This window comes from Streptomyces yangpuensis, assembly GCF_001005295.1.
GTDB classification, from domain to species: Bacteria; Actinomycetota; Actinomycetes; order Streptomycetales; family Streptomycetaceae; genus Streptomyces; species Streptomyces yangpuensis.
In genome coordinates, this window is record NZ_LBMK01000002.1 from 822,683 (window position 1) to 839,713 (window position 17,031).

Here is a 17,031-nt window from a genome sequence, read left to right on the forward strand (position 1 = left end):
CGCGCAACCGGGGCCGCCTGGCCGGGGCGTACCCGCACGCGCCGAGCCGAGGAGACACCCCGTACCGGCACCGCTCCCCGACCCCCACCAGCCCCCGCCCGGCCAAGAGCCCAACCCGAACCACCGAGCACCACATGAAACCCCGCCCGGCCGGAGCCAGAGCCGGACCGCCGAGCAACCCCGCAGGGGAAAGGTTGAGCGGTCGCTCAAACTCGCCTAGAGTCCGGGTTGAGCGATCGCTCAAAAGGCGGGAACGGGGGGTGGCCATGGGCCTGTACGTCGAGACGTTCGTCCGGGCCGGGATGAACGAGCTGTGGGAACGCAGCCAGGATCCGGACCGGCACCAGCGGTGGGACCTGAGGTTCACCTCCATCCACCACCTCCCGCGGTCCGAGGGCGAGCCGCAGCGGTTCCGGTACGCGACCCGCGTACTGCCCTTCGTCTCCGTCGACGGGACCGGCGTCTCCGCGGGGGAGCGCCGCCGGCCCGACGGGACCAGGGTGTCGGCCCTGCGGTTCGCCTCGGACCACCCGCTCTCGCTGCTCGCCGAGGGCAGCGGCTACTGGCGCTACGTTCCGGACGGCGACGGCATCCGCTTCCTCACCGGCTACGACTACCGGCCCCGATGGGGCCGCTTCGGGGCGCTCGCCGACCGGTTGGTCCTGCGGCCGCTCATGGGCTGGGCCACCGCCTGGTCCTTCGACAGGCTGCGGCTGTGGTGCGAACGCGGAACCCCGCCGGGCCTCGCCCTCGCCCGGGCGGTGGGGGAGAGCGCACTGCGCGCGCTGCTGTCCGCGGCTGCCCTGCTGTACACCCCCACGGCCGTGGCCCTGCTCGTCCTGACCGCGGCGGTGCTGCTGCCGCCCCTGCCCGGAACCCCGGCCGCCCGCCGCTGCCTGCGCACCCCGCCCGGCCGCACCCCGGCCGCGGCCCCCCGTCTGCTCAGCACCCTGGAGCCGTCATGACCTCCATCTTCCGCGCCCACATGGGCACCGACTTCGACCGTCTGCACCCGCAGATCCAGCGCCGGTTCTCGGTCGGGCTGGAGAGCGGGGAGGGCTGCGTCGGCCGCGGGACCATGGACCGGATCTGGCACGGCGGCAGCTTCGTGAAGCCCTTCCTCCGGCTCGGCGGGATGCGCAACATCCTGGTGCCGCGCGAGGGCCGCGACGTCCCCTTCGTCATCGAGAACCTCCCGTACCTCGACTCCTTCGGGCGCGAGACCGTCACCTTCGTGCGGACCTTCACGCTGCCCGACGGGCCGCACCGGTTCGACGCCACGATGGTCCACAGCCCCGAGCGCGACTGCGTCCTCGACTACCTGGGCACCCACCAGCACCTCGCCAGCGATCTGCACATGAGTGCCGAACCGGACGGCTCGCTGCTCATCCGCTCCGGCGAACACCGCTTCCGTGAGGGGCCCGTCGACGTCCGCGTCCCCGACCTCATCGGCGGCGACGCCGAGGTGCGCGAGTCCTTCGACGACGCCACCGGCCGGTTCCGGATCCGGGTGCGCGTGGTCAACCGCCGCTTCGGGCCGCTCTTCGGGTACGAGGGCTCCTTCACCGCGCAGTACGTGGACGTCCGCGCGCACGGGGTCCGCGGCGACCTGCGGCCGGTCCGTGAGGAGGCCCGGGCGTGAGCGCGGCCAGTGCGGCCACCAAGGAGAAGCTCCTCGAAGGGGCCCTGCGCACGCTCGTCGAGCAGGGGATCGCCAAGGCCTCGGCCCGCACCATCGCGGCCACCGCCGGCGTCGGCCAGGGCCTGATCTTCTACCACTTCGGCTCCGTCGACGACCTGCTGGCCGCTGCCTGCCGGTACGGGGCCGAGCAGCGGGTCGCCCGCTACCGCGGCCGGCTCGCCGCACTGGGCGGCCTCACCGAACTGGTGGAGTTCGCCCGCGCGATGCACGCCGAGGAGCGGGAGGCCGGGCACGTCGCCGTGCTCGGGCAGCTGCTGGCCGCCGGGCAGAACTCGCCCGCCCTCGCGGCCGCCACCGCCGACGGACTCGGCCTGTGGATCGCGGAGCTGGAGGCGGTGCTCACCCGGCTGCTCGCGGCGACCCCGCTGGACGGGTTCGCCGACCCCGCGGGGCTCGCCCGGGCCACCGCCGCCTCCTTCGTCGGTATCGAGCTGTACGAGGTGGTGGACCCGCAGGGCGCCGGCCGCGCGTTCGACGCCCTGGAGCAGCTCGCCGGACTGGCCGCGCTGCTGGAGGGCCTGGGCCCGCTGAGCCAGCGCGCGGTCCGCCACGGCCTCCGCCGCGGCACCCGTACCTGACCCGGGGGCCCGGCCCGGGCCCGTCGGATCCGGGGCGGGTCAGTCGGGGGCGCGGCGGGCCAGGCCCAGGGCCTGCTCGGGCCACCAGGTGCCCGCCGGCGGGCCACCGCGGCAGGTTCCGTCGGACTCGCCGGGCCGCTTCACCCAGAGGTACGCGTCGACGAGCGGGTCGTCGGTCCGGTCGGTCGGCGGGGTGCCGAGGGCGCGGCCCGGAGGGTTGCACGAGGCCGGGGTGCGCTCGCCCGGCAGCGGCCCCGCGCCGTTGCGGCCGGTGTCGACGACGAAGTGCCTGCCGCCGACCGCCCGGGAGAGCTCGGCGCCGTAGGCCCGGACGGCCGCGTCCGGCTGGAAACCGGAGACGTTGAGGGCGAAGCCGTCGGCGCGGTCGAGGCCCGCCTCGCGGAGCGGGCCGGCGAGGTCCGACGGGTCCCGGATCCACCCCGGGTCGCCCGCGTCCAGGTAGACCTTCGTGTTGCGGTTCTTCTTCAGCCGGCCGACGGCCTCGGAGAGCAGCCGGTAGCGCTCGGCGCGCTGCCCGGCGGGCACGCAGCCGTCGACGGTGTGCGCGATGGCGTGCGGTTCCAGGACGACGAGGGCCCGGGCGTCGCCGATGGCATCGGCGAAGGCGCCGATCCAGCGGCCGTAGGCCCGGGCGTCGGCGGCGCCCCCGGCCGGCTGCTTCCCGCAGTCGCGGCCCGGGAGGTTGTGCGCGGCGAGCAGCAGGGTCCGCCCGGCGGCCTTCGCCGCCGCGCGGGCCCGGCGGATCCCCGGGCCGGGATCGCCCGGCCGCCCCCACAGCGCGACCGGCCGCTCGGCGATCCGGCGCAGCACCTGGGCGTCGTCGTAGCGGCCCGTCGCCTCCCACGCCGTGACCTGCCGGGCGGCTTCGCTGCCCGGGTCCACCCAGAACGGGGACGCGCCGTCGTTGGCGGCCGGGGCGGGGGCCCCGGGAGCCGCGGCGGGGGTGGGGGGACCGGGCTCCGGTACGGAGCCGGAGCCGCAGGCGGTGGCCGCCGCGAGGAGCAGGACGAGGCCGAGGACTGCGGCGGGCCGGGCGGCGACGGGTGGCATCCGGTTTCCTCGGGACGAAGGGCCGGGCGGCGGACCATGACGCCGCATGACCGGAATATGGTGACATGACGGACAGTCGGCCCGGCCGTGCGACACCGACCCGCGAGACCGCCCGCGCGACTCCGCCCGCGGCTCGTCGGCCGGTACCGGTCAGCCCGTGGCGTCCCCCGTGGTGAGGGCGATGGCCAGCGGGGTGCGCTCGTAGAGCACCTGGTGCCCCCGCCGTGCGGAGATCAGGAGCCCCGCCGCGTGCAGCGCCCCCAGGTGGGCCGAGACCGTGGACGGGGCCAGCCCGAGGCGGTGCGCCAGAGCCGTGGTGGACGCCGGCTCGTGCAGCGCGCACAGCACGTCCGCCCGGGCCCGGCCCAGCAGCCGGGCCAGCGCGGTCGGCGTGTCCGCACCCGCCGCGGCCCACAGGGCGCCGATGCCCCGGGCCGGGTACACGACCGTGGGCTGCCAGGGCGGGTCGAAGCCGCCCGCGATCTGCGGCCAGACGAAGGCGCTCGGCATGAGCAGCAGTCCCTGGCCGCCCAGGACGCGGTCGTGGTGGCTGGGCCGCTCGATGGTCAGGGTGAGCGAGGCGGCGTCCCAGGACAGATCGGGGTGCAGGCCGTCGAAGAGCGACTCCAGTCCGCCGGCGGCGAGGCGGCGCGTGTGGAAGAGGACGTCCGCCTCCAGCAGCGCCCGAAGCCGGGGCCAGTGCGGCTCGACCAGCACCCCCCAGGCCCGTTCCAGCAGATCGGCCAGCTCCCGCACCGACCGCGCCGGATCGGCCAGCAGGTACCGGCCCAGATCGCTGTCGAGAGCACCCGGAGTACAGGCCAGCGCCCTGCGCATGTCCTCGCGTGCCGCGTCCGGGTCGGCCGCGCGGATCACCGCGAGCTCCTCCTCGAAGGAGCCGCCCGGTCCGCTCGGCGGCGGGCTGATGAAGTCGGTGCTGTGCCCGTGGCGCGGCATCAGCAGCCACAGCGGCCGCAGGTCCAGCCCGTCGGCGGCGGCCCGGATCCGCCGGAGCCACGGCAGGTGGTAGCCCTGCCGGTCCGGGCGGCTCAGGGTGCGGATCGCCTCCTGCGTCTCCCACGCCGGCGACAGCGCGAACCGGCACCGCAGCAGGTCCTCGTGCCCGAAACGATGGTGCAACCCCATGCCGCACCCTCCCGCTCCACGGACCGCTCCGCCCGGCATTCGCTCCAGGCCGAATCTCTACGCCGGCCAGCCTAGGCCCCCGACGCTGCCGTCATGGCAACCGTCACCCCGGCCCCGGCCGAAGCGGGCTCCGCCGGCTACCGCAGCGTGCTGCGGACCCCGGAGTTCCCCGCCGTCTTCGCCGCACACCTGATGTCCGTACTCGGCCTGGTCGTCGCCGAGATCTCCCTCTCCGTCCTCGTCTACCGCATCACCGGCTCGCCGCTGATGAGCGCGCTCACCTTCGCCCTCGGCTTCCTCCCCTACGTCCTCGGCGGCACCCTGCTCGCCGGGATCGCCGACCGCCATCCCGCCCGGCGGGTGCTCGTCACCTGCGACCTCGTCTGCGCGGGCTGCGCGGCGGCCATGGTGCTGCCCGGCACCCCCGTCGCCGTGCTCCTCGTCCTGCGCTGCGCCATGGCCTTCGTCGCCCCCCTCTTCCAGGGCACGCGCAACGCCTCCCTCCCCGACATCCTCGGCTCCGGCGACACCTACGTCCTGGGCCGGTCGCTGCTGCGCATGGTCGCCCAGAGCGCCCAGCTCATCGGCTTCGGCCTCGGCGGGCTGCTGCTCACGGTGCTCGCCCCGCGTGCCGCCATCGCGCTGACGGCCGCCGGATTCCTCGGCTCGGCCCTGCTGCTGCGGCTGGGCACCCGAGCCCGTCCCGCGCGGACGGCCGTCCGTACCTCCCCGCTCGCCGGGATGCGGGCCGTCCTGGGCCGGCGCCGGCTGCGGGCGCTCACCCTCCTGTTCTGGCTGCCGCCCGTCTTCCTCGTCGTCCCGGAGGCGCTGCTCGCCGCGTACGCCGACGGCATCGGCGCCGGGACCGCCGTCCTCGGGCTGATGATGTGCGCCATGCCCGTCGGCACCATCGCCGGGGAGCTGTGGGCGGGCTCCGCGCTCAGCGCGCGGACGCGTTCGCGGATCGTGGCCCCGCTGGCCGCCGCCGGACTGCTGCCCTTCCTCCTCTACGCCGGCCGGCCGGGCGTGCCCCTGGCCCTGTGCGCGCTGCTGCTCGCCGGGCTGGCCCACGCGTACACCCTGGGGCTGGACCAGTGGTACGTGGACGCCGTCCCCGACGAACTGCGCGGCCGGGCGATGACCCTGCTCAGCACCGGCCTGATGACCCTCCAGGGAGCCGGCATGGCCCTGGCCGGCCTCGCCGCCGAATTCCTCCCGGTGCACGTGGTCGTCACCGGGGCCGGAGTGCTCGGCACCGCCGTCGTCCTGGGGCTCCTGGCCGAACTGCGGTCCGCCGTCCGGCAGGAGGAGCGACTGAGGGATGAGACGGCCCACGCCGGGAAGTGACCTCCCGGTAGGGTCGGAAGCGTGCCCAAGCCGCTCAGCCTTCCCTTCGACCCCATCGCCCGCGCCGACGAGCTCTGGCAGCAGCGCTGGGGTCCCGTGCCCTCGATGGCCGCGATCACCTCGATCATGCGCGCCCACCAGATCCTGCTCGGCGAGGTCGACGCGGTCGTCAAGCCGTACGGGTTGACCTTCGCGCGCTACGAGGCGCTGGTGCTGCTCACCTTCTCCAAAGCGGGCGAACTGCCGATGTCGAAGATCGGCGAGAGGCTGATGGTCCACCCGACCTCGGTGACGAACACCGTGGACCGGCTGGTGCGGTCCGGGCTGGTCGCCAAGCGGCCCAACCCCAACGACGGCCGGGGCACCCTCGCCTCCATCACGGAGAAGGGCCGGGAGGTCGTCGAGGCCGCCACGAAGGACCTGATGGCCGTCGACTTCGGCCTCGGCGTGTACGACGCCGAGGAGTGCGGGGAGATCTTCGCCCTGCTCCGGCCGCTGCGGGTGGCCGCCGCGGACTTCGACGAGTCCTGAGGGCCCCGCCCACCTCTTCCGCGATCACGGGGCCGCGTCAAGATCGAGCAAAACGGACGGTTAGGCTCGTCCGCATGAAACGAAGCGTGCTGACCCGCTACCGCGTCATGGCCTACGTGACCGCGGTCATGCTCCTGATCCTCTGCGCCTGCATGGTGGCGAAGTACGGCTTCGACACCGGTGCCGATCTCACCTTCGTGGTGTCGCAGACGCACGGTGTGCTCTTCATGATCTACCTCGTTTTCGCCTTCGACCTGGGCTCCAAGGCGAAGTGGCCCTTCGGCAAGCTGCTCTGGGTGCTCGTGTCGGGCACGATTCCGCTGGCGGCCTTCTTCGTCGAGCGGGGGATCCGCGCCGAGGTGGAACCGCTGATCAGCGACCCGCTCGCGACCGCGAAGGCCTGACGACGAGGCGAGCGTCACTCACCCCCGGGACGACTCCCGGGGGTTTCCCATCGACATTTACTAGGACGTCCTAGTAAATTCGTGGTTATGGACGCTGACGCCATCGAGGAGGGCCGCCGCCGCTGGCAGGCCCGTTATGACAAGGCCCGCAAGCGCGAGGCGGACTTCACCACGCTCTCCGGCGACGAGGTCGAACCGGTCTACGGACCCCGCCCCGGCGACACCTACGAGGGCTTCGAGCGGATCGGCTGGCCGGGGGAGTACCCGTACACGCGCGGCCTGCACGCCACCGGCTACCGCGGCCGGACCTGGACCATCCGCCAGTTCGCCGGCTTCGGCAACGCCGAGCAGACGAACGAGCGCTACAAGATGATCCTGGCCGCCGGCGGCGGCGGGCTCTCCGTCGCCTTCGACATGCCGACCCTCATGGGGCGCGACTCCGACGACCCCCGCGCGCTCGGCGAGGTGGGCCACTGCGGCGTCGCCATCGACTCCGCCGCCGACATGGAGGTCCTCTTCAAGGACATCCCCCTCGGCGACGTCACGACCTCCATGACGATCTCGGGCCCCGCCGTGCCCGCCTTCTGCATGTACCTGGTCGCCGCCGAGCGCCAGGGCGTGGACCCCGCCGTCCTGAACGGCACGCTGCAGACGGACATCTTCAAGGAGTACATCGCCCAGAAGGAGTGGCTCTTCGAACCGGAGCCGCACCTGCGCCTCATCGGCGACCTCATGGAGTACTGCGCGAAGGGCATCCCCGCCTACAAGCCGCTCTCCGTCTCCGGCTACCACATCCGCGAGGCCGGGGCCACGGCCGCGCAGGAGCTCGCCTACACCCTCGCCGACGGATTCGGCTATGTGGAGCTCGGGCTCTCCCGCGGCCTGGACGTGGACCACTTCGCCTCCGGTCTCTCCTTCTTCTTCGACGCGCACCTCGACTTCTTCGAGGAGATCGCCAAGTTCCGCGCCGCCCGCCGGATCTGGGCGCGCTGGATGAAGGAGGTCTACGGGGCCAAGAGCGAGAAGTCGATGTGGCTGCGCTTCCACACGCAGACCGCCGGCGTCTCCCTGACCGCCCAGCAGCCCTACAACAACGTCGTGCGCACCGCCGTCGAGGCCCTCGCGGCCGTCCTCGGCGGCACCAACTCCCTGCACACCAACGCTCTCGACGAGACCCTCGCGCTGCCCAGCGAGCAGGCCGCCGAGATCGCCCTGCGCACCCAGCAGGTGCTGATGGAGGAGACCGGCGTCGCCAATGTGGCGGACCCGCTGGGCGGCTCCTGGTTCGTGGAGCAGCTCACCGACCGCATCGAGGCCGACGCCGAGCGGATCTTCGAGCAGATCAAGGAGCGCGGCCTGCGCGCCCACCCCGACGGGCAGCACCCCATCGGGCCGATCACCTCGGGCATCCTGCGCGGCATCGAGGACGGCTGGTTCACCGGCGAGATCGCCGAGTCGGCCTTCCAGTACCAGCGCTCCCTGGAGAAGGGCGACAAGCGGGTCGTCGGCGTCAACGTCCACCACGGGTCGGTGACCGGTGACCTGGAGATCCTGCGGGTCAGCCACGAGGTGGAGCGCGAGCAGGTCCGCGTCCTCGCCGACCGCAAGGCCGGCCGCGACGACGCCAAGGTCGCCGCGTCCCTGAAGGCCATGCTGGACGCCGCCCGGGACGGGTCGAACATGATCCCCGCCATGCTGGACGCGGTGCGCGCCGAGGCCACGATGGGCGAGATCTGCAACACCCTGCGCGACGAATGGGGCACCTACACCGAGCCCCCGGGCTTCTAGTGCTGTGACCGCCGCTTTCGGGCCCGCAGGGTCCGGGACGGCCGGTCGTGCCCCGTACGGTGGGGGCGTGACCGGCCTTCCTGTGCCCGTACGGGGCGTGAGCGCGCGCGTGGTGATGCAGAGCGGCTGCGGGCCGTTCGCGTACATCGTGGTGGACTTCGAGCCGCCCGGCCCCGACGGCGGGTCGGAGTTCCTGCACACGGTGTCCGACGACCGGCTGCCGCACGAGTTCCTGCCGGCGGTGTGGGACGGGATCCGCGAGGGGCTGGGCGGGGTGGCGGCCGTGGTGCTGCTCACCGACGGCGGTTTCCACGAGGTCGACTCCCGTGCATCCGGGTACCGGCTCGCCGGCCGGTACGCGGGGCTTGCGGCGCTGGCGGCCGCCGGCCTGGGGGAGCCGCCCGAGGACCGGGGCCGGCAGATCAGGGTGAACTGGCCCGGCAAGCCCCGGCCGAAGCCGGCGAGCGGGCCGTGACCGCGGCGGCAGCGGCCGGGCGGGTCAGGCGGGGTCAGGCGGCGGTCGCGCCGCGCAGGCCGTGCATCAGGAGGGCGGTGAAGGCGGCCACCCAGAGCTCGTCCACCGGCTCGGAGCTCACCAGGGCGCGGTGCACGACGGTGCCCGCGATCACGTCGAAGATCAGGTCGGTGGTGCTGCCCGCGAGGAACTCGTCCTCCTCGTAGGGGAGTTCGCCGCGCGCCTGGGCCCGCTCACGGCCCAGTACGACGAGGCGTTTCTGCCGGTCCACGATCGCCGACCGGATCCGGTCACGCAGGGCCTCGTCCCGGGTGGACTCGGAGACGACCGCCATCAGGGCGGTACGGGCCTCCGGCCGCCGCAGCAGCTCGGCGAAGCGCAGGACCACGTACTCGATGTCGGCTTCCAGGGAGCCCCGGTCCGGCAGTTCGAGCGAGTCGAAGAGCTCCGCGACCGCGTCCACGACCAGCTCGCTCTTGCCCGCCCAGCGCCGGTAGAGGGTGGTCTTGGCGACGCCCGCGCGGGCCGAGACGTCGCTCATCGTCAGCTTCGACCAGCCCAGTTCGACCAGCGCGTCCCGGGTGGCGGCGAGGATGGCGGCGTCCGCGGACGCGCTGCGGGGGCGACCGGTGCGGCCGGGGCTGGCGTTGCGCATGGCCGAGACCATACCCGTCGGTAGCCGAACGGGCGGCTGTGGTTCAGATCACGGCCGCCGCGGGGGCGCGGAGGGCCTCCGGGGGAGTTACGCTACGGCTCGTAGCGTAAGAGCGACAACCACGCGAAGGGCTACAGGCGCCAGGTGGGGACCCGGCGCCGCACAGCAACACGATCGCGACGGATGCGACGGCACGGCCGGGCGGTGACGCCCGTACGGCCAATTCGCGCGATCTTTTTCGTCGGCGCGCGCATACGGGGGAGGATGTACGCATGCAGCCCAGAAACATGTCCATGAGCGGCGTCGTCGACCTCGCCGCGGTGAAGGCGGCCGGCGAGGCCAAGGCCAAGGCCGAGCAGGCCCGCGCCGAGGCGGCCCGCCAGGCGAGCCAGGGTGGCGGGGCCGCCCCGTCCGCCGGTGCCGTTCCGCCGTCCGCGCTCGTCATCGACGTAGACGAGGCCGGCTTCGAACGTGATGTGCTCCAGCTCTCCACGGAAGTCCCGGTCGTCCTGGACTTCTGGGCAGAGTGGTGCCAGCCGTGCAAGCAGCTCAGCCCGCTCCTGGAACGCCTGACCGTCGAGGCGAACGGCCGCCTCGTGCTGGCCAAGGTGGACGTCGACGCCAACCAGATGCTGATGCAGCAGTTCCAGATCCAGGGCATCCCGGCCGTCTTCGCCGTGGTCGCCGGTCAGGTGCTGCCGCTCTTCCAGGGTGTCGCCCCCGAGCAGCAGATCCGCGAGACCCTCGCCCAGCTGGTCCAGGTCGCCGAGGAGCGGTTCGGGATCATCGGCATCGAGGTGGACCCGAACGCCGAGGGCGCCGCCGAGTCCGCCCCGGCCGAGGCCCCGGCCGGTCCGCACGACGCACTGCTGGAGGCGGCCGTCGTCGCGCTCGACGCCGGTGACCTGGGCGGCGCGGTGCAGGCCTACAAGAACGTACTCGCGGACGACCCGGGCAACACCGAGGCCAAGCTGGGCCTGGCCCAGGCCGAACTGCTCGCCAGGGTCCAGCACATGAACCCGCAGCAGGTCCGCGCCGCCGCGGCCGAGAACCCGCGCGATCCGGCGGCGCAGATCGCCGCGGCCGACCTCGACCTGGTCGGCGGACATGTGGAGGACGCCTTCGGGCGCCTGGTGGACACCGTGAAGGTCACGTTCGGTGACGACAGGGATGCCGTACGGCTGCGCCTGCTGGAGCTGTTCGAAGTGATCGGCGCGGACGACCCGAGGGTGACGGCGGCGCGCACGGCGCTCGCGCGGGTGCTCTTCTAGGCGGGCCCCGCGCCCCACGCTCCGGGCCGCTGGGAGCCCGCTCCCCGTAGCCTTCCGGACGTCGGCGGGTCGCCGCCGATTTGTTGACACGTAGATAAACAGCGGCCGCGCTTTGCCAAAACTTGGCAATTGCGGCCGCTGTTACTCGCAGTAAATCGAACCTTGCGAACTGTCCGGTGTGTTCACCGGTTCACCGTTTTGTCGTGGCCCTGGGCGGCACCCTGCGTTGCCGACGGACGGTTACAGGCAGCATCCAGGTTATCTGGCCGTTACCCGCCAGTAACGAACCCCCTTGTGCCCCGGCCGGGAATGGACCACGATCGGCGACGCTCGGTCCTTCCCGCAGAGCCGCTCGCTCGGAGCCGCGGTGGAGGGTCCCCACCGGGCCGGCCGGTGGCAGTGGCACCGACCGTGGGACAGGGGGGTCTCTGCCGCACCGGCGGGGCCTGTCCTCCAGGTTGCGCGAACGCGTGGCCCAGTGGTTGTCGCTCGGGGGTGAACGCCGGTGAATCGGACGTGGCACGGCCGCGGTCCGGCCACCTGCGCTCCTTCCCGAGGACGTAGCACTTCTCCCATCCCAGGACGGGCTCGGCCCGGACCGGAGATGTACGTCCGAGAAGGAGGAACGAAATGAGTTCTCAGGTTCGTGGCGGGACCAGATGGAAGCGCTTCGCGCTCGTCATGGTGCCGAGCATCGCGGCCACCGCCGCGGTCGGTGTGGGTCTGGCGCAGGGTGCCCTCGCGGCGTCCTTCAGCGTCTCCGGCCAGGACTTCAAGGTCTCGGCCGACAAGCTCGACGGTGACAACCTCATCCAGTACGGCGGCATCGCCGAGGGGCACGACCTCAAGGGCAACGCGCAGCACCACCCGGTGACCATCTCCGGGTTCAGCCACGCCGAGATCACCAACATGTGCCAGTCGCTGGTGACCCCGACGCCGCTGGGCAACATCACGCTGCAGCTGCGCACCGGCCACAAGGGCAAGCCGGCCGTCGCCGACAACATTTACCTGGATGTTGCGGAGCTCGACACCGACGCCGAGTTCAAGAACCTGGACATCGGTGTCGCGGTCGGCGACCCGGGCCACAAGACGAAGCCGCAGGCTGGCACGGTCACCAGCCCGTACGCGTTCTCGCAGCGCGCGGACAAGGCGATCCTGACGAACGTGCGCCAGAAGGCGTGGGCGACCACCGCCGGCACGTTCAAGCTGCCCGACCTGAAGCTGCGTCTGATGGGCGGCGACCAGCCGTGCTACCAGGACTCCAAGGACTGAGTCCGTCCCGGTGAATGACCGGACGGGCGGGTGGCGACGGCCGTCCCCGCCCGTCCGGGCTCCACAGAGTTCTCCGTACCACCGTTTCCAGGGAGCTGTTGTCCATGAACCCCCAGGCCCCGGTTTACGTTCGCGCAGAAGACGACGCCTGGCTCACCGTGGTGTACTACCACTTCCATGCCTGGAGCGGTCGCCGTCCCTTCTGGGCCGGGCTGTTCACGCTCCTCGGCGGCTTCCCGATCGCGTACTTCCCTTATGCGGACCTCCGGTTGGGCAATGTCAGTCTGGCGATGGCCACCACGGGCGGCGCCGGCGCACTGATCATCGGTGTACTGCTGATCACGCTGGGCCTCGCCCTCTGGTTCCAGCAGACCATCCGCGTCTTCGCCGGAGTCGCCTCGATCCTGTTGGCCCTGGTGTCCCTGCCGGTGTCCAACCTGGGCGGATTCGGGATGGGCTTCATCCTCTCCCTCATCGGCGGCGCCCTCGCGCTGTCGTGGGCGCCCGGTCAGCCGGCGGACGAGGAGCCGGCGGGTCAGCCGCAGGCCGCCGCCGGTCCGGCCAAGGCGGAGGCGGTGATGGGCGTCCAGGGCATCCCGGCGCCCCGCGAGACGGAGACGGCACACGCGACCGAGACGACTGCCCACGCCGATGGCGGGAGGAACAGTGCGGGGTGACGAGACGCAGCGGGCCGTGGCCCCGGGCGCAGAGTCCCGTGAGAGAAAGGGCCCGCGCCACGCGGCGCCCAGGAAGTCGCTGCTGAACAAGATCCAGATACCTGTCGGCAAGACGATGGCGCTGGCGGCGATGCCGACGGCCGTCCTCGTCGGGATGGGCATGGCGCCCAAGCTCGCCGTGGCCGACGACAAGGAGATCCCCTTCGCCCCCGGGCCGTGCGTGACGCGGTCCGACGAGCCGGCGGAGACCGAGTCGAAGTCCCCGTCCCCCACGCCGTCGAAGACGGCCTCGCCGAGCGCCTCGCCCAGTGCGTCACCCGCACCGTCGACGGCTGCCAAGCCGAAGGCGAGCGCCTCTGCGTCACCGAGCACGTCCCCGTCGGCGAACGCCCCGGCCCCGGCCACCACACCGGCGCCGGAGCCGACCAAGTCCACGAACCCCCTGGACCCGCTGGGCGTCGGCGACAAGCTGAAGGACCTCGTCGACGGACTCGGCCGGCCGCTGGAGGACCCCAAGGCGACCCCGACGCCCACACCGTCCACCACCGAGAAGCCGGCCCCGGCTCCGGACCCGGCCGCGGACGCGATCCGGGACGCCGCCGAGAAGGCGGGTGCCACGGTCGAGGAGCTGCCCGACGAGGTCAAGGACACCGTCGACAAGCCCAAGGACGAGACGCCCAAGGACAAGGACAAGGGCGACGAGGACAAGGACGACAAGGACAAGGACGAGGCGAAGAAGGACCCGGACGGGAAGGAACCCTTCCCCTGCCCGACCTACGACGCCGAGGCCCTGGCCAACGCCGACCTGGAGCAGGGCATCCCGCTCCTGCCGGACGAGCCCTGGTACCTCGACAGTTCGCTGCTGACCCTCTACGGCCTGGACTACCACGGCATCGTCGAGGTGAAGACCGGCAGCGGCAAGATCAAGAAGGTCCTGAAGTTCACGGCGGACTCGCTGGACATCAAGGACCTCTACCAGACGGTCGGCAAGGGCGGGAACGTCGCCCACCTGAAGTCCCGTCCGGGCTCCACCTCCAAGATCCGCGGAGGCACGGTGACGATGTACACCGAGAGCCTCAAGGGGAACCTGTTCGGTCTGATCCCGATCGAGTTCACCCCGAACAGCCCGCCGCCCCTGAACGTCCCGTTCGCGTTCTTCACGGACGTCAAGGTCGTCCAGGCGGCGCAGTTCGGCGGCACCCTGACGGTCCCGGGCCTGAAGAACTACATGGGCCCGCCGGAGTAGCAGGCGCACGCGGTACGCACACGCGGTACACACACCGAGGGCGGCACCCCGCATCACTGCGGGGTGCCGCCCTCGGTCTCTGTGCGGCAGAGTTTCGCGGTGCGACGGCGTCAGGCGCGGTCGACGCCGCCCAGGTGGTGTACCCGGACCATGTTGGTGGTGCCCGGGACGCCGGGGGGCGAGCCGGCGGTGATGATCATGGTGTCGCCCTCGTTGTAGCGGCCCAGCTTCAGCAGCTCGCCGTCCACCAGGTCGACCATCGCGTCGGTGGTGTCCACGTGCGGGACGATGTACGACTCGACGCCCCAGCTCAGCGTGAGCTGGTTGCGGGTGTTGACGTCCGTGGTGAAGGCCAGGATCTGCTGCGTGGCACGATAGCGCGACAGGCGGCGGGCGGTGTCCCCGGACTGGGTGAAGGCGATGAGCGCCTGGCCGTCGAGGAAGTCGGCGATCTCGCACGCCGCACGGGCCACGGAGCCGCCCTGGGTGCGCGGCTTCTTGCCCGGGACCAGCGGCTGGAGGCCCTTGGAGAGGAGCTCCTCCTCGGCCGCCGCGACGATCTTCGACATCGTCTTGACGGTCTCGATCGGGTAGGCGCCGACCGAGGACTCGGCCGACAGCATGACCGCGTCCGCGCCGTCGAGGATCGCGTTGGCGACGTCGGACGCCTCCGCGCGCGTCGGGCGGGAGTTGGTGATCATCGACTCCATCATCTGGGTCGCGACGATCACCGGCTTGGCGTTGCGGCGGCACATCTCGATGAGCCGCTTCTGGACCATCGGGACCTTCTCGAGCGGGTACTCGACGGCCAGGTCGCCACGGGCCACCATGACCGCGTCGAAGGCGGCGACCACGGCCTCCATGTTCTCGACGGCCTGCGGCTTCTCCACCTTGGCGATGACGGGGACCCGGCGGCCCTCCTCGTCCATGACCCGGTGGACGTCCTTGACGTCGTTGGCGTCACGGACGAAGGACAGGGCGACCATGTCGCAGCCCATCCGCAGGGCGAAGCGGAGGTCGTCGACGTCCTTCTCCGACAGGGCCGGGACGTTCACCGCGGCACCCGGCAGGTTGATGCCCTTGTGGTCCGAGATGACACCGCCCTCGATGACGATGGTCCGCACCCGCGGGCCGTCGACCTCCGTCACCCGGAGCTCGACGTTGCCGTCGTTGATCAGGACCTGGTCGCCCTTGGCGACGTCACCCGGGAGGCCCTTGTAGGTGGTGCCGCAGATGGACTTGTCACCCGGGACGTCCTCGGTGGTGATGGTGAACTCGTCACCGCGCACCAGCTCGACCGGGCCCTCGGCGAAGGTCTCCAGCCGGATCTTGGGGCCCTGGAGGTCGGCGAGGACGCCGACGGCGCGCCCGGTGTCCTCGGAGACCTGCCGGACGCGGTCGTACCGCTCCTGGTGTTCTGCCTGGGACCCGTGGCTGAAGTTGAATCGGGCCACGTTCATACCTGCCTCGATGAGCGCTTTCAGCTGCTCATACGAGTCGACGGCGGGGCCCAGCGTGCAGACGATTTTGGAACGGCGCATGACTGGATCCTATCGGTTTGTTTCGCAGCGGAATATTCCGGCTGGTGGAAAGTCCAAGTGACTATCGAGTAACCAGCGCATACGTCTGGGTGGCGATCTCCAGTTCCTCGTCCGTCGGGACGACCGCCACGGCCACACGGGCATGATCCGCCGAAATCAGGCGCGGCTGCGGGGAACGCGCCGCGTTGGCTTCGAGATCCAGCGCCAGGCCCAGTTCGGCCAGGCCGTCCAGCGCGGCCTCCCGGACCTGGTGGGCGTTCTCGCCGACCCCGGCCGTGAACGCCACCGCGTCCACCCGCCCGAGCACCGCCGCGTAGGCCCCGATGTACTTCTTCAGCCGGTGGACGTACGCCTCGAAGGCCAGACGCGCCGACTCGTCGCCCTCGCCCGCCCGCCGCAGCACCTCGCGCATGTCGTTGTCCCCGCACATGCCCAGCAGACCGCTCTTCTTGTTCAGGAGCGAATCGATCTCGTCCACCGAGAGGCCGCCCACCCGCGCCAGGTGGAAGACGACCGCCGGGTCCAGATCGCCCGAGCGGGTGCCCATGACCAGACCCTCCAGCGGGGTCATGCCCATCGACGTCTCCACGCAGACCCCGCCCCGCACGGCCGAGGCGGACGCGCCGTTGCCCAGGTGCAGCACGATCACGTTCACGTCCTCCACCGGCCTGCCGAGCAGCGCGGCCGTCGCCCGCGACACGTAGGCGTGGGAGGTGCCGTGGAAGCCGTACCGCCGGATGGAGTAGGCCTCGGCGGTCCCGGCGTCGATCGCGTACCGCGCCACGTGCTCCGGCATCGTCGAGTGGAAGGCGGTGTCGAAGACGGCGACCTGGGGGATGTCCGCGCGCAGCGAGCGCGCCACCTCGATGCCCGTGACGTTCGCCGGGTTGTGCAGCGGCGCCAGGGGGATCAGATTCCGGATCTCCGCCAGCACCTCGTCGTCGATCACCGTCGGCCGGGTGAACCTCGTCCCGCCGTGCACCACCCGGTGCCCCACCGCGGCCAGCTCGGGGGAGTCCAGGCCCGTCCCGTCGGCGGCGAGCTCGGCCGCCACGGCCTTCAGCGCGGCCTCGTGGTCCGCGATCGGGCCGACCTGCTCGCGCTTGCCGCGGGCCGCGGCGGGCCCGGTGAGCGGCTCGTGCACCAGCCGGGAGGTCTCCTCGCCGATGCGCTCGACCAGGCCGGTGGCCAGCCGCGAGCGGTCGGCCATGTCGAGGAGCTGGTACTTGACGGACGAGGAGCCGGAGTTGAGGACGAGTACGCGCGATGCGGTCACGGTGCGGGTCTTTCCTTGTCGCGGGCGGAGGGCGGAGGGCGGAGGGCGGAG

17 protein-coding genes are annotated in these 17,031 nt (G+C 72.1%); 12 read left to right on the forward strand and 5 right to left on the reverse strand.

Annotation, left to right across the window (positions count from 1 at the left end; all coding sequences use genetic code 11):
* Window positions 1-266 precede the first annotated feature (266 nt).
* The 3 genes from AAT21_RS09120 to AAT21_RS09130 are packed head-to-tail and all read left to right on the forward strand — an operon-like array spanning window position 267 to window position 2,280.
* A complete protein-coding gene (locus AAT21_RS09120; RefSeq protein WP_046776192.1) occupies window positions 267-965 on the forward strand; it encodes a hypothetical protein in 699 nt (232 codons plus the stop codon).
* On the forward strand, window positions 962-1,642 hold the full coding sequence (locus tag AAT21_RS09125; RefSeq protein ID WP_046776193.1) for a DUF4166 domain-containing protein: 681 nt from the start codon (window positions 962-964) through the stop codon (window positions 1,640-1,642). Before AAT21_RS09120 ends, AAT21_RS09125 begins: the two co-directional genes overlap by 4 nt.
* Complete coding sequence (locus tag AAT21_RS09130) at window positions 1,639-2,280, forward strand: TetR/AcrR family transcriptional regulator (protein ID WP_046776194.1); 642 nt, start codon at window positions 1,639-1,641, stop codon at window positions 2,278-2,280. Before AAT21_RS09125 ends, AAT21_RS09130 begins: the two co-directional genes overlap by 4 nt.
* A 39-nt stretch (window positions 2,281-2,319) precedes the next feature.
* On the opposite strand, the gene AAT21_RS09135 is transcribed toward AAT21_RS09130, so the two are convergent.
* Entirely contained in the window at window positions 2,320-3,351 is a 1,032-nt protein-coding gene (locus AAT21_RS09135; protein WP_046776195.1) for a glycoside hydrolase family 6 protein, read from the reverse strand.
* 150 nt (window positions 3,352-3,501) lie between these two features.
* Window positions 3,502-4,497: an ArsR/SmtB family transcription factor gene (locus AAT21_RS09140; RefSeq protein WP_046776196.1), complete on the reverse strand. Its 996-nt coding sequence runs from the start codon at window positions 4,495-4,497 to the stop codon at window positions 3,502-3,504.
* A 93-nt stretch (window positions 4,498-4,590) separates the two neighbouring features.
* Between AAT21_RS09140 and AAT21_RS09145 the strand changes: the two genes are divergently transcribed.
* The 5 genes from AAT21_RS09145 (at window position 4,591) to AAT21_RS09165 (ending at window position 9,042) form a co-directional block, all read left to right on the forward strand.
* Entirely contained in the window at window positions 4,591-5,844 is a 1,254-nt protein-coding gene (locus AAT21_RS09145) for an MFS transporter (protein WP_046776197.1), read from the forward strand.
* Between the two features lie 21 nt (window positions 5,845-5,865).
* Entirely contained in the window at window positions 5,866-6,375 is a 510-nt protein-coding gene (locus AAT21_RS09150) for a MarR family winged helix-turn-helix transcriptional regulator (protein ID WP_046776198.1), read from the forward strand.
* Window positions 6,376-6,449: 74 nt separating this feature from the next.
* Window positions 6,450-6,779 carry a DUF3817 domain-containing protein gene (locus AAT21_RS09155; RefSeq protein WP_030031371.1) on the forward strand — a complete coding sequence of 110 codons (330 nt, stop codon included), beginning with the start codon at window positions 6,450-6,452 and terminating at the stop codon, window positions 6,777-6,779.
* 87 nt (window positions 6,780-6,866) lie between these two features.
* Window positions 6,867-8,567, forward strand: coding sequence for an acyl-CoA mutase large subunit family protein (locus AAT21_RS09160; protein ID WP_046776199.1), 1,701 nt, complete (start codon window positions 6,867-6,869; stop codon window positions 8,565-8,567).
* A gap of 67 nt (window positions 8,568-8,634) precedes the next feature.
* Window positions 8,635-9,042 carry a hypothetical protein gene (locus AAT21_RS09165; RefSeq protein ID WP_157879656.1) on the forward strand — a complete coding sequence of 136 codons (408 nt, stop codon included), beginning with the start codon at window positions 8,635-8,637 and terminating at the stop codon, window positions 9,040-9,042.
* A 34-nt stretch (window positions 9,043-9,076) separates the two neighbouring features.
* Here AAT21_RS09165 and AAT21_RS09170 read toward each other — a convergent pair whose 3' ends face one another.
* Window positions 9,077-9,697: a TetR/AcrR family transcriptional regulator gene (locus AAT21_RS09170; protein WP_046777187.1), complete on the reverse strand. Its 621-nt coding sequence runs from the start codon at window positions 9,695-9,697 to the stop codon at window positions 9,077-9,079.
* Between the two features lie 272 nt (window positions 9,698-9,969).
* Between AAT21_RS09170 and AAT21_RS09175 the strand changes: the two genes are divergently transcribed.
* The 4 genes from AAT21_RS09175 to AAT21_RS09190 all read left to right on the forward strand — a co-directional run bounded on the left by AAT21_RS09175 (window position 9,970) and on the right by AAT21_RS09190 (window position 14,163).
* Complete coding sequence (locus tag AAT21_RS09175) at window positions 9,970-10,968, forward strand: tetratricopeptide repeat protein (RefSeq protein ID WP_046776201.1); 999 nt, start codon at window positions 9,970-9,972, stop codon at window positions 10,966-10,968.
* 630 nt (window positions 10,969-11,598) lie between these two features.
* Window positions 11,599-12,240 carry a DUF6230 family protein gene (locus AAT21_RS09180; RefSeq protein WP_046776202.1) on the forward strand — a complete coding sequence of 214 codons (642 nt, stop codon included), beginning with the start codon at window positions 11,599-11,601 and terminating at the stop codon, window positions 12,238-12,240.
* A 104-nt stretch (window positions 12,241-12,344) separates the two neighbouring features.
* Window positions 12,345-12,917 (forward strand): DUF6114 domain-containing protein, encoded by a 573-nt coding sequence (locus AAT21_RS09185; protein WP_046776203.1) that lies wholly within the window; start codon window positions 12,345-12,347, stop codon window positions 12,915-12,917.
* Window positions 12,907-14,163: a hypothetical protein gene (locus AAT21_RS09190; RefSeq protein ID WP_046776204.1), complete on the forward strand. Its 1,257-nt coding sequence runs from the start codon at window positions 12,907-12,909 to the stop codon at window positions 14,161-14,163. The genes AAT21_RS09185 and AAT21_RS09190 overlap by 11 nt, the downstream gene beginning before the upstream one ends.
* Before the next feature lie 110 nt (window positions 14,164-14,273).
* Here the strand turns inward: AAT21_RS09190 and pyk are convergent, their stop codons facing one another.
* Together pyk and AAT21_RS09200 are read right to left on the reverse strand one after the other, a co-directional pair.
* Window positions 14,274-15,704, reverse strand: coding sequence for a pyruvate kinase (gene pyk / locus AAT21_RS09195; RefSeq protein ID WP_046776205.1), 1,431 nt, complete (start codon window positions 15,702-15,704; stop codon window positions 14,274-14,276).
* Window positions 15,705-15,765: 61 nt separating this feature from the next.
* On the reverse strand, window positions 15,766-16,980 hold the full coding sequence (locus AAT21_RS09200; protein WP_046776206.1) for an acetate kinase: 1,215 nt from the start codon (window positions 16,978-16,980) through the stop codon (window positions 15,766-15,768).
* Window positions 16,981-17,031 lie beyond the last annotated feature (51 nt).

Coding starts and splice junctions, on each gene's coding strand:
- AAT21_RS09125 (WP_046776193.1), top strand. CDS start 962: ATGACCTCCATCTTCCGCGCCCACATGGGCACCGACTTCGACCGTCTG.
- AAT21_RS09175 (WP_046776201.1), top strand. CDS start 9,970: ATGCAGCCCAGAAACATGTCCATGAGCGGCGTCGTCGACCTCGCCGCG.
- AAT21_RS09180 (WP_046776202.1), top strand. CDS start 11,599: ATGAGTTCTCAGGTTCGTGGCGGGACCAGATGGAAGCGCTTCGCGCTC.
- AAT21_RS09145 (WP_046776197.1), top strand. CDS start 4,591: ATGGCAACCGTCACCCCGGCCCCGGCCGAAGCGGGCTCCGCCGGCTAC.
- AAT21_RS09140 (WP_046776196.1), bottom strand. CDS start 4,497: ATGGGGTTGCACCATCGTTTCGGGCACGAGGACCTGCTGCGGTGCCGG.
- pyk (WP_046776205.1), bottom strand. CDS start 15,704: ATGCGCCGTTCCAAAATCGTCTGCACGCTGGGCCCCGCCGTCGACTCG.
- AAT21_RS09160 (WP_046776199.1), top strand. CDS start 6,867: ATGGACGCTGACGCCATCGAGGAGGGCCGCCGCCGCTGGCAGGCCCGT.
- AAT21_RS09135 (WP_046776195.1), bottom strand. CDS start 3,351: ATGCCACCCGTCGCCGCCCGGCCCGCCGCAGTCCTCGGCCTCGTCCTG.
- AAT21_RS09155 (WP_030031371.1), top strand. CDS start 6,450: ATGAAACGAAGCGTGCTGACCCGCTACCGCGTCATGGCCTACGTGACC.
- AAT21_RS09185 (WP_046776203.1), top strand. CDS start 12,345: ATGAACCCCCAGGCCCCGGTTTACGTTCGCGCAGAAGACGACGCCTGG.
- AAT21_RS09120 (WP_046776192.1), top strand. CDS start 267: ATGGGCCTGTACGTCGAGACGTTCGTCCGGGCCGGGATGAACGAGCTG.
- AAT21_RS09170 (WP_046777187.1), bottom strand. CDS start 9,697: ATGCGCAACGCCAGCCCCGGCCGCACCGGTCGCCCCCGCAGCGCGTCC.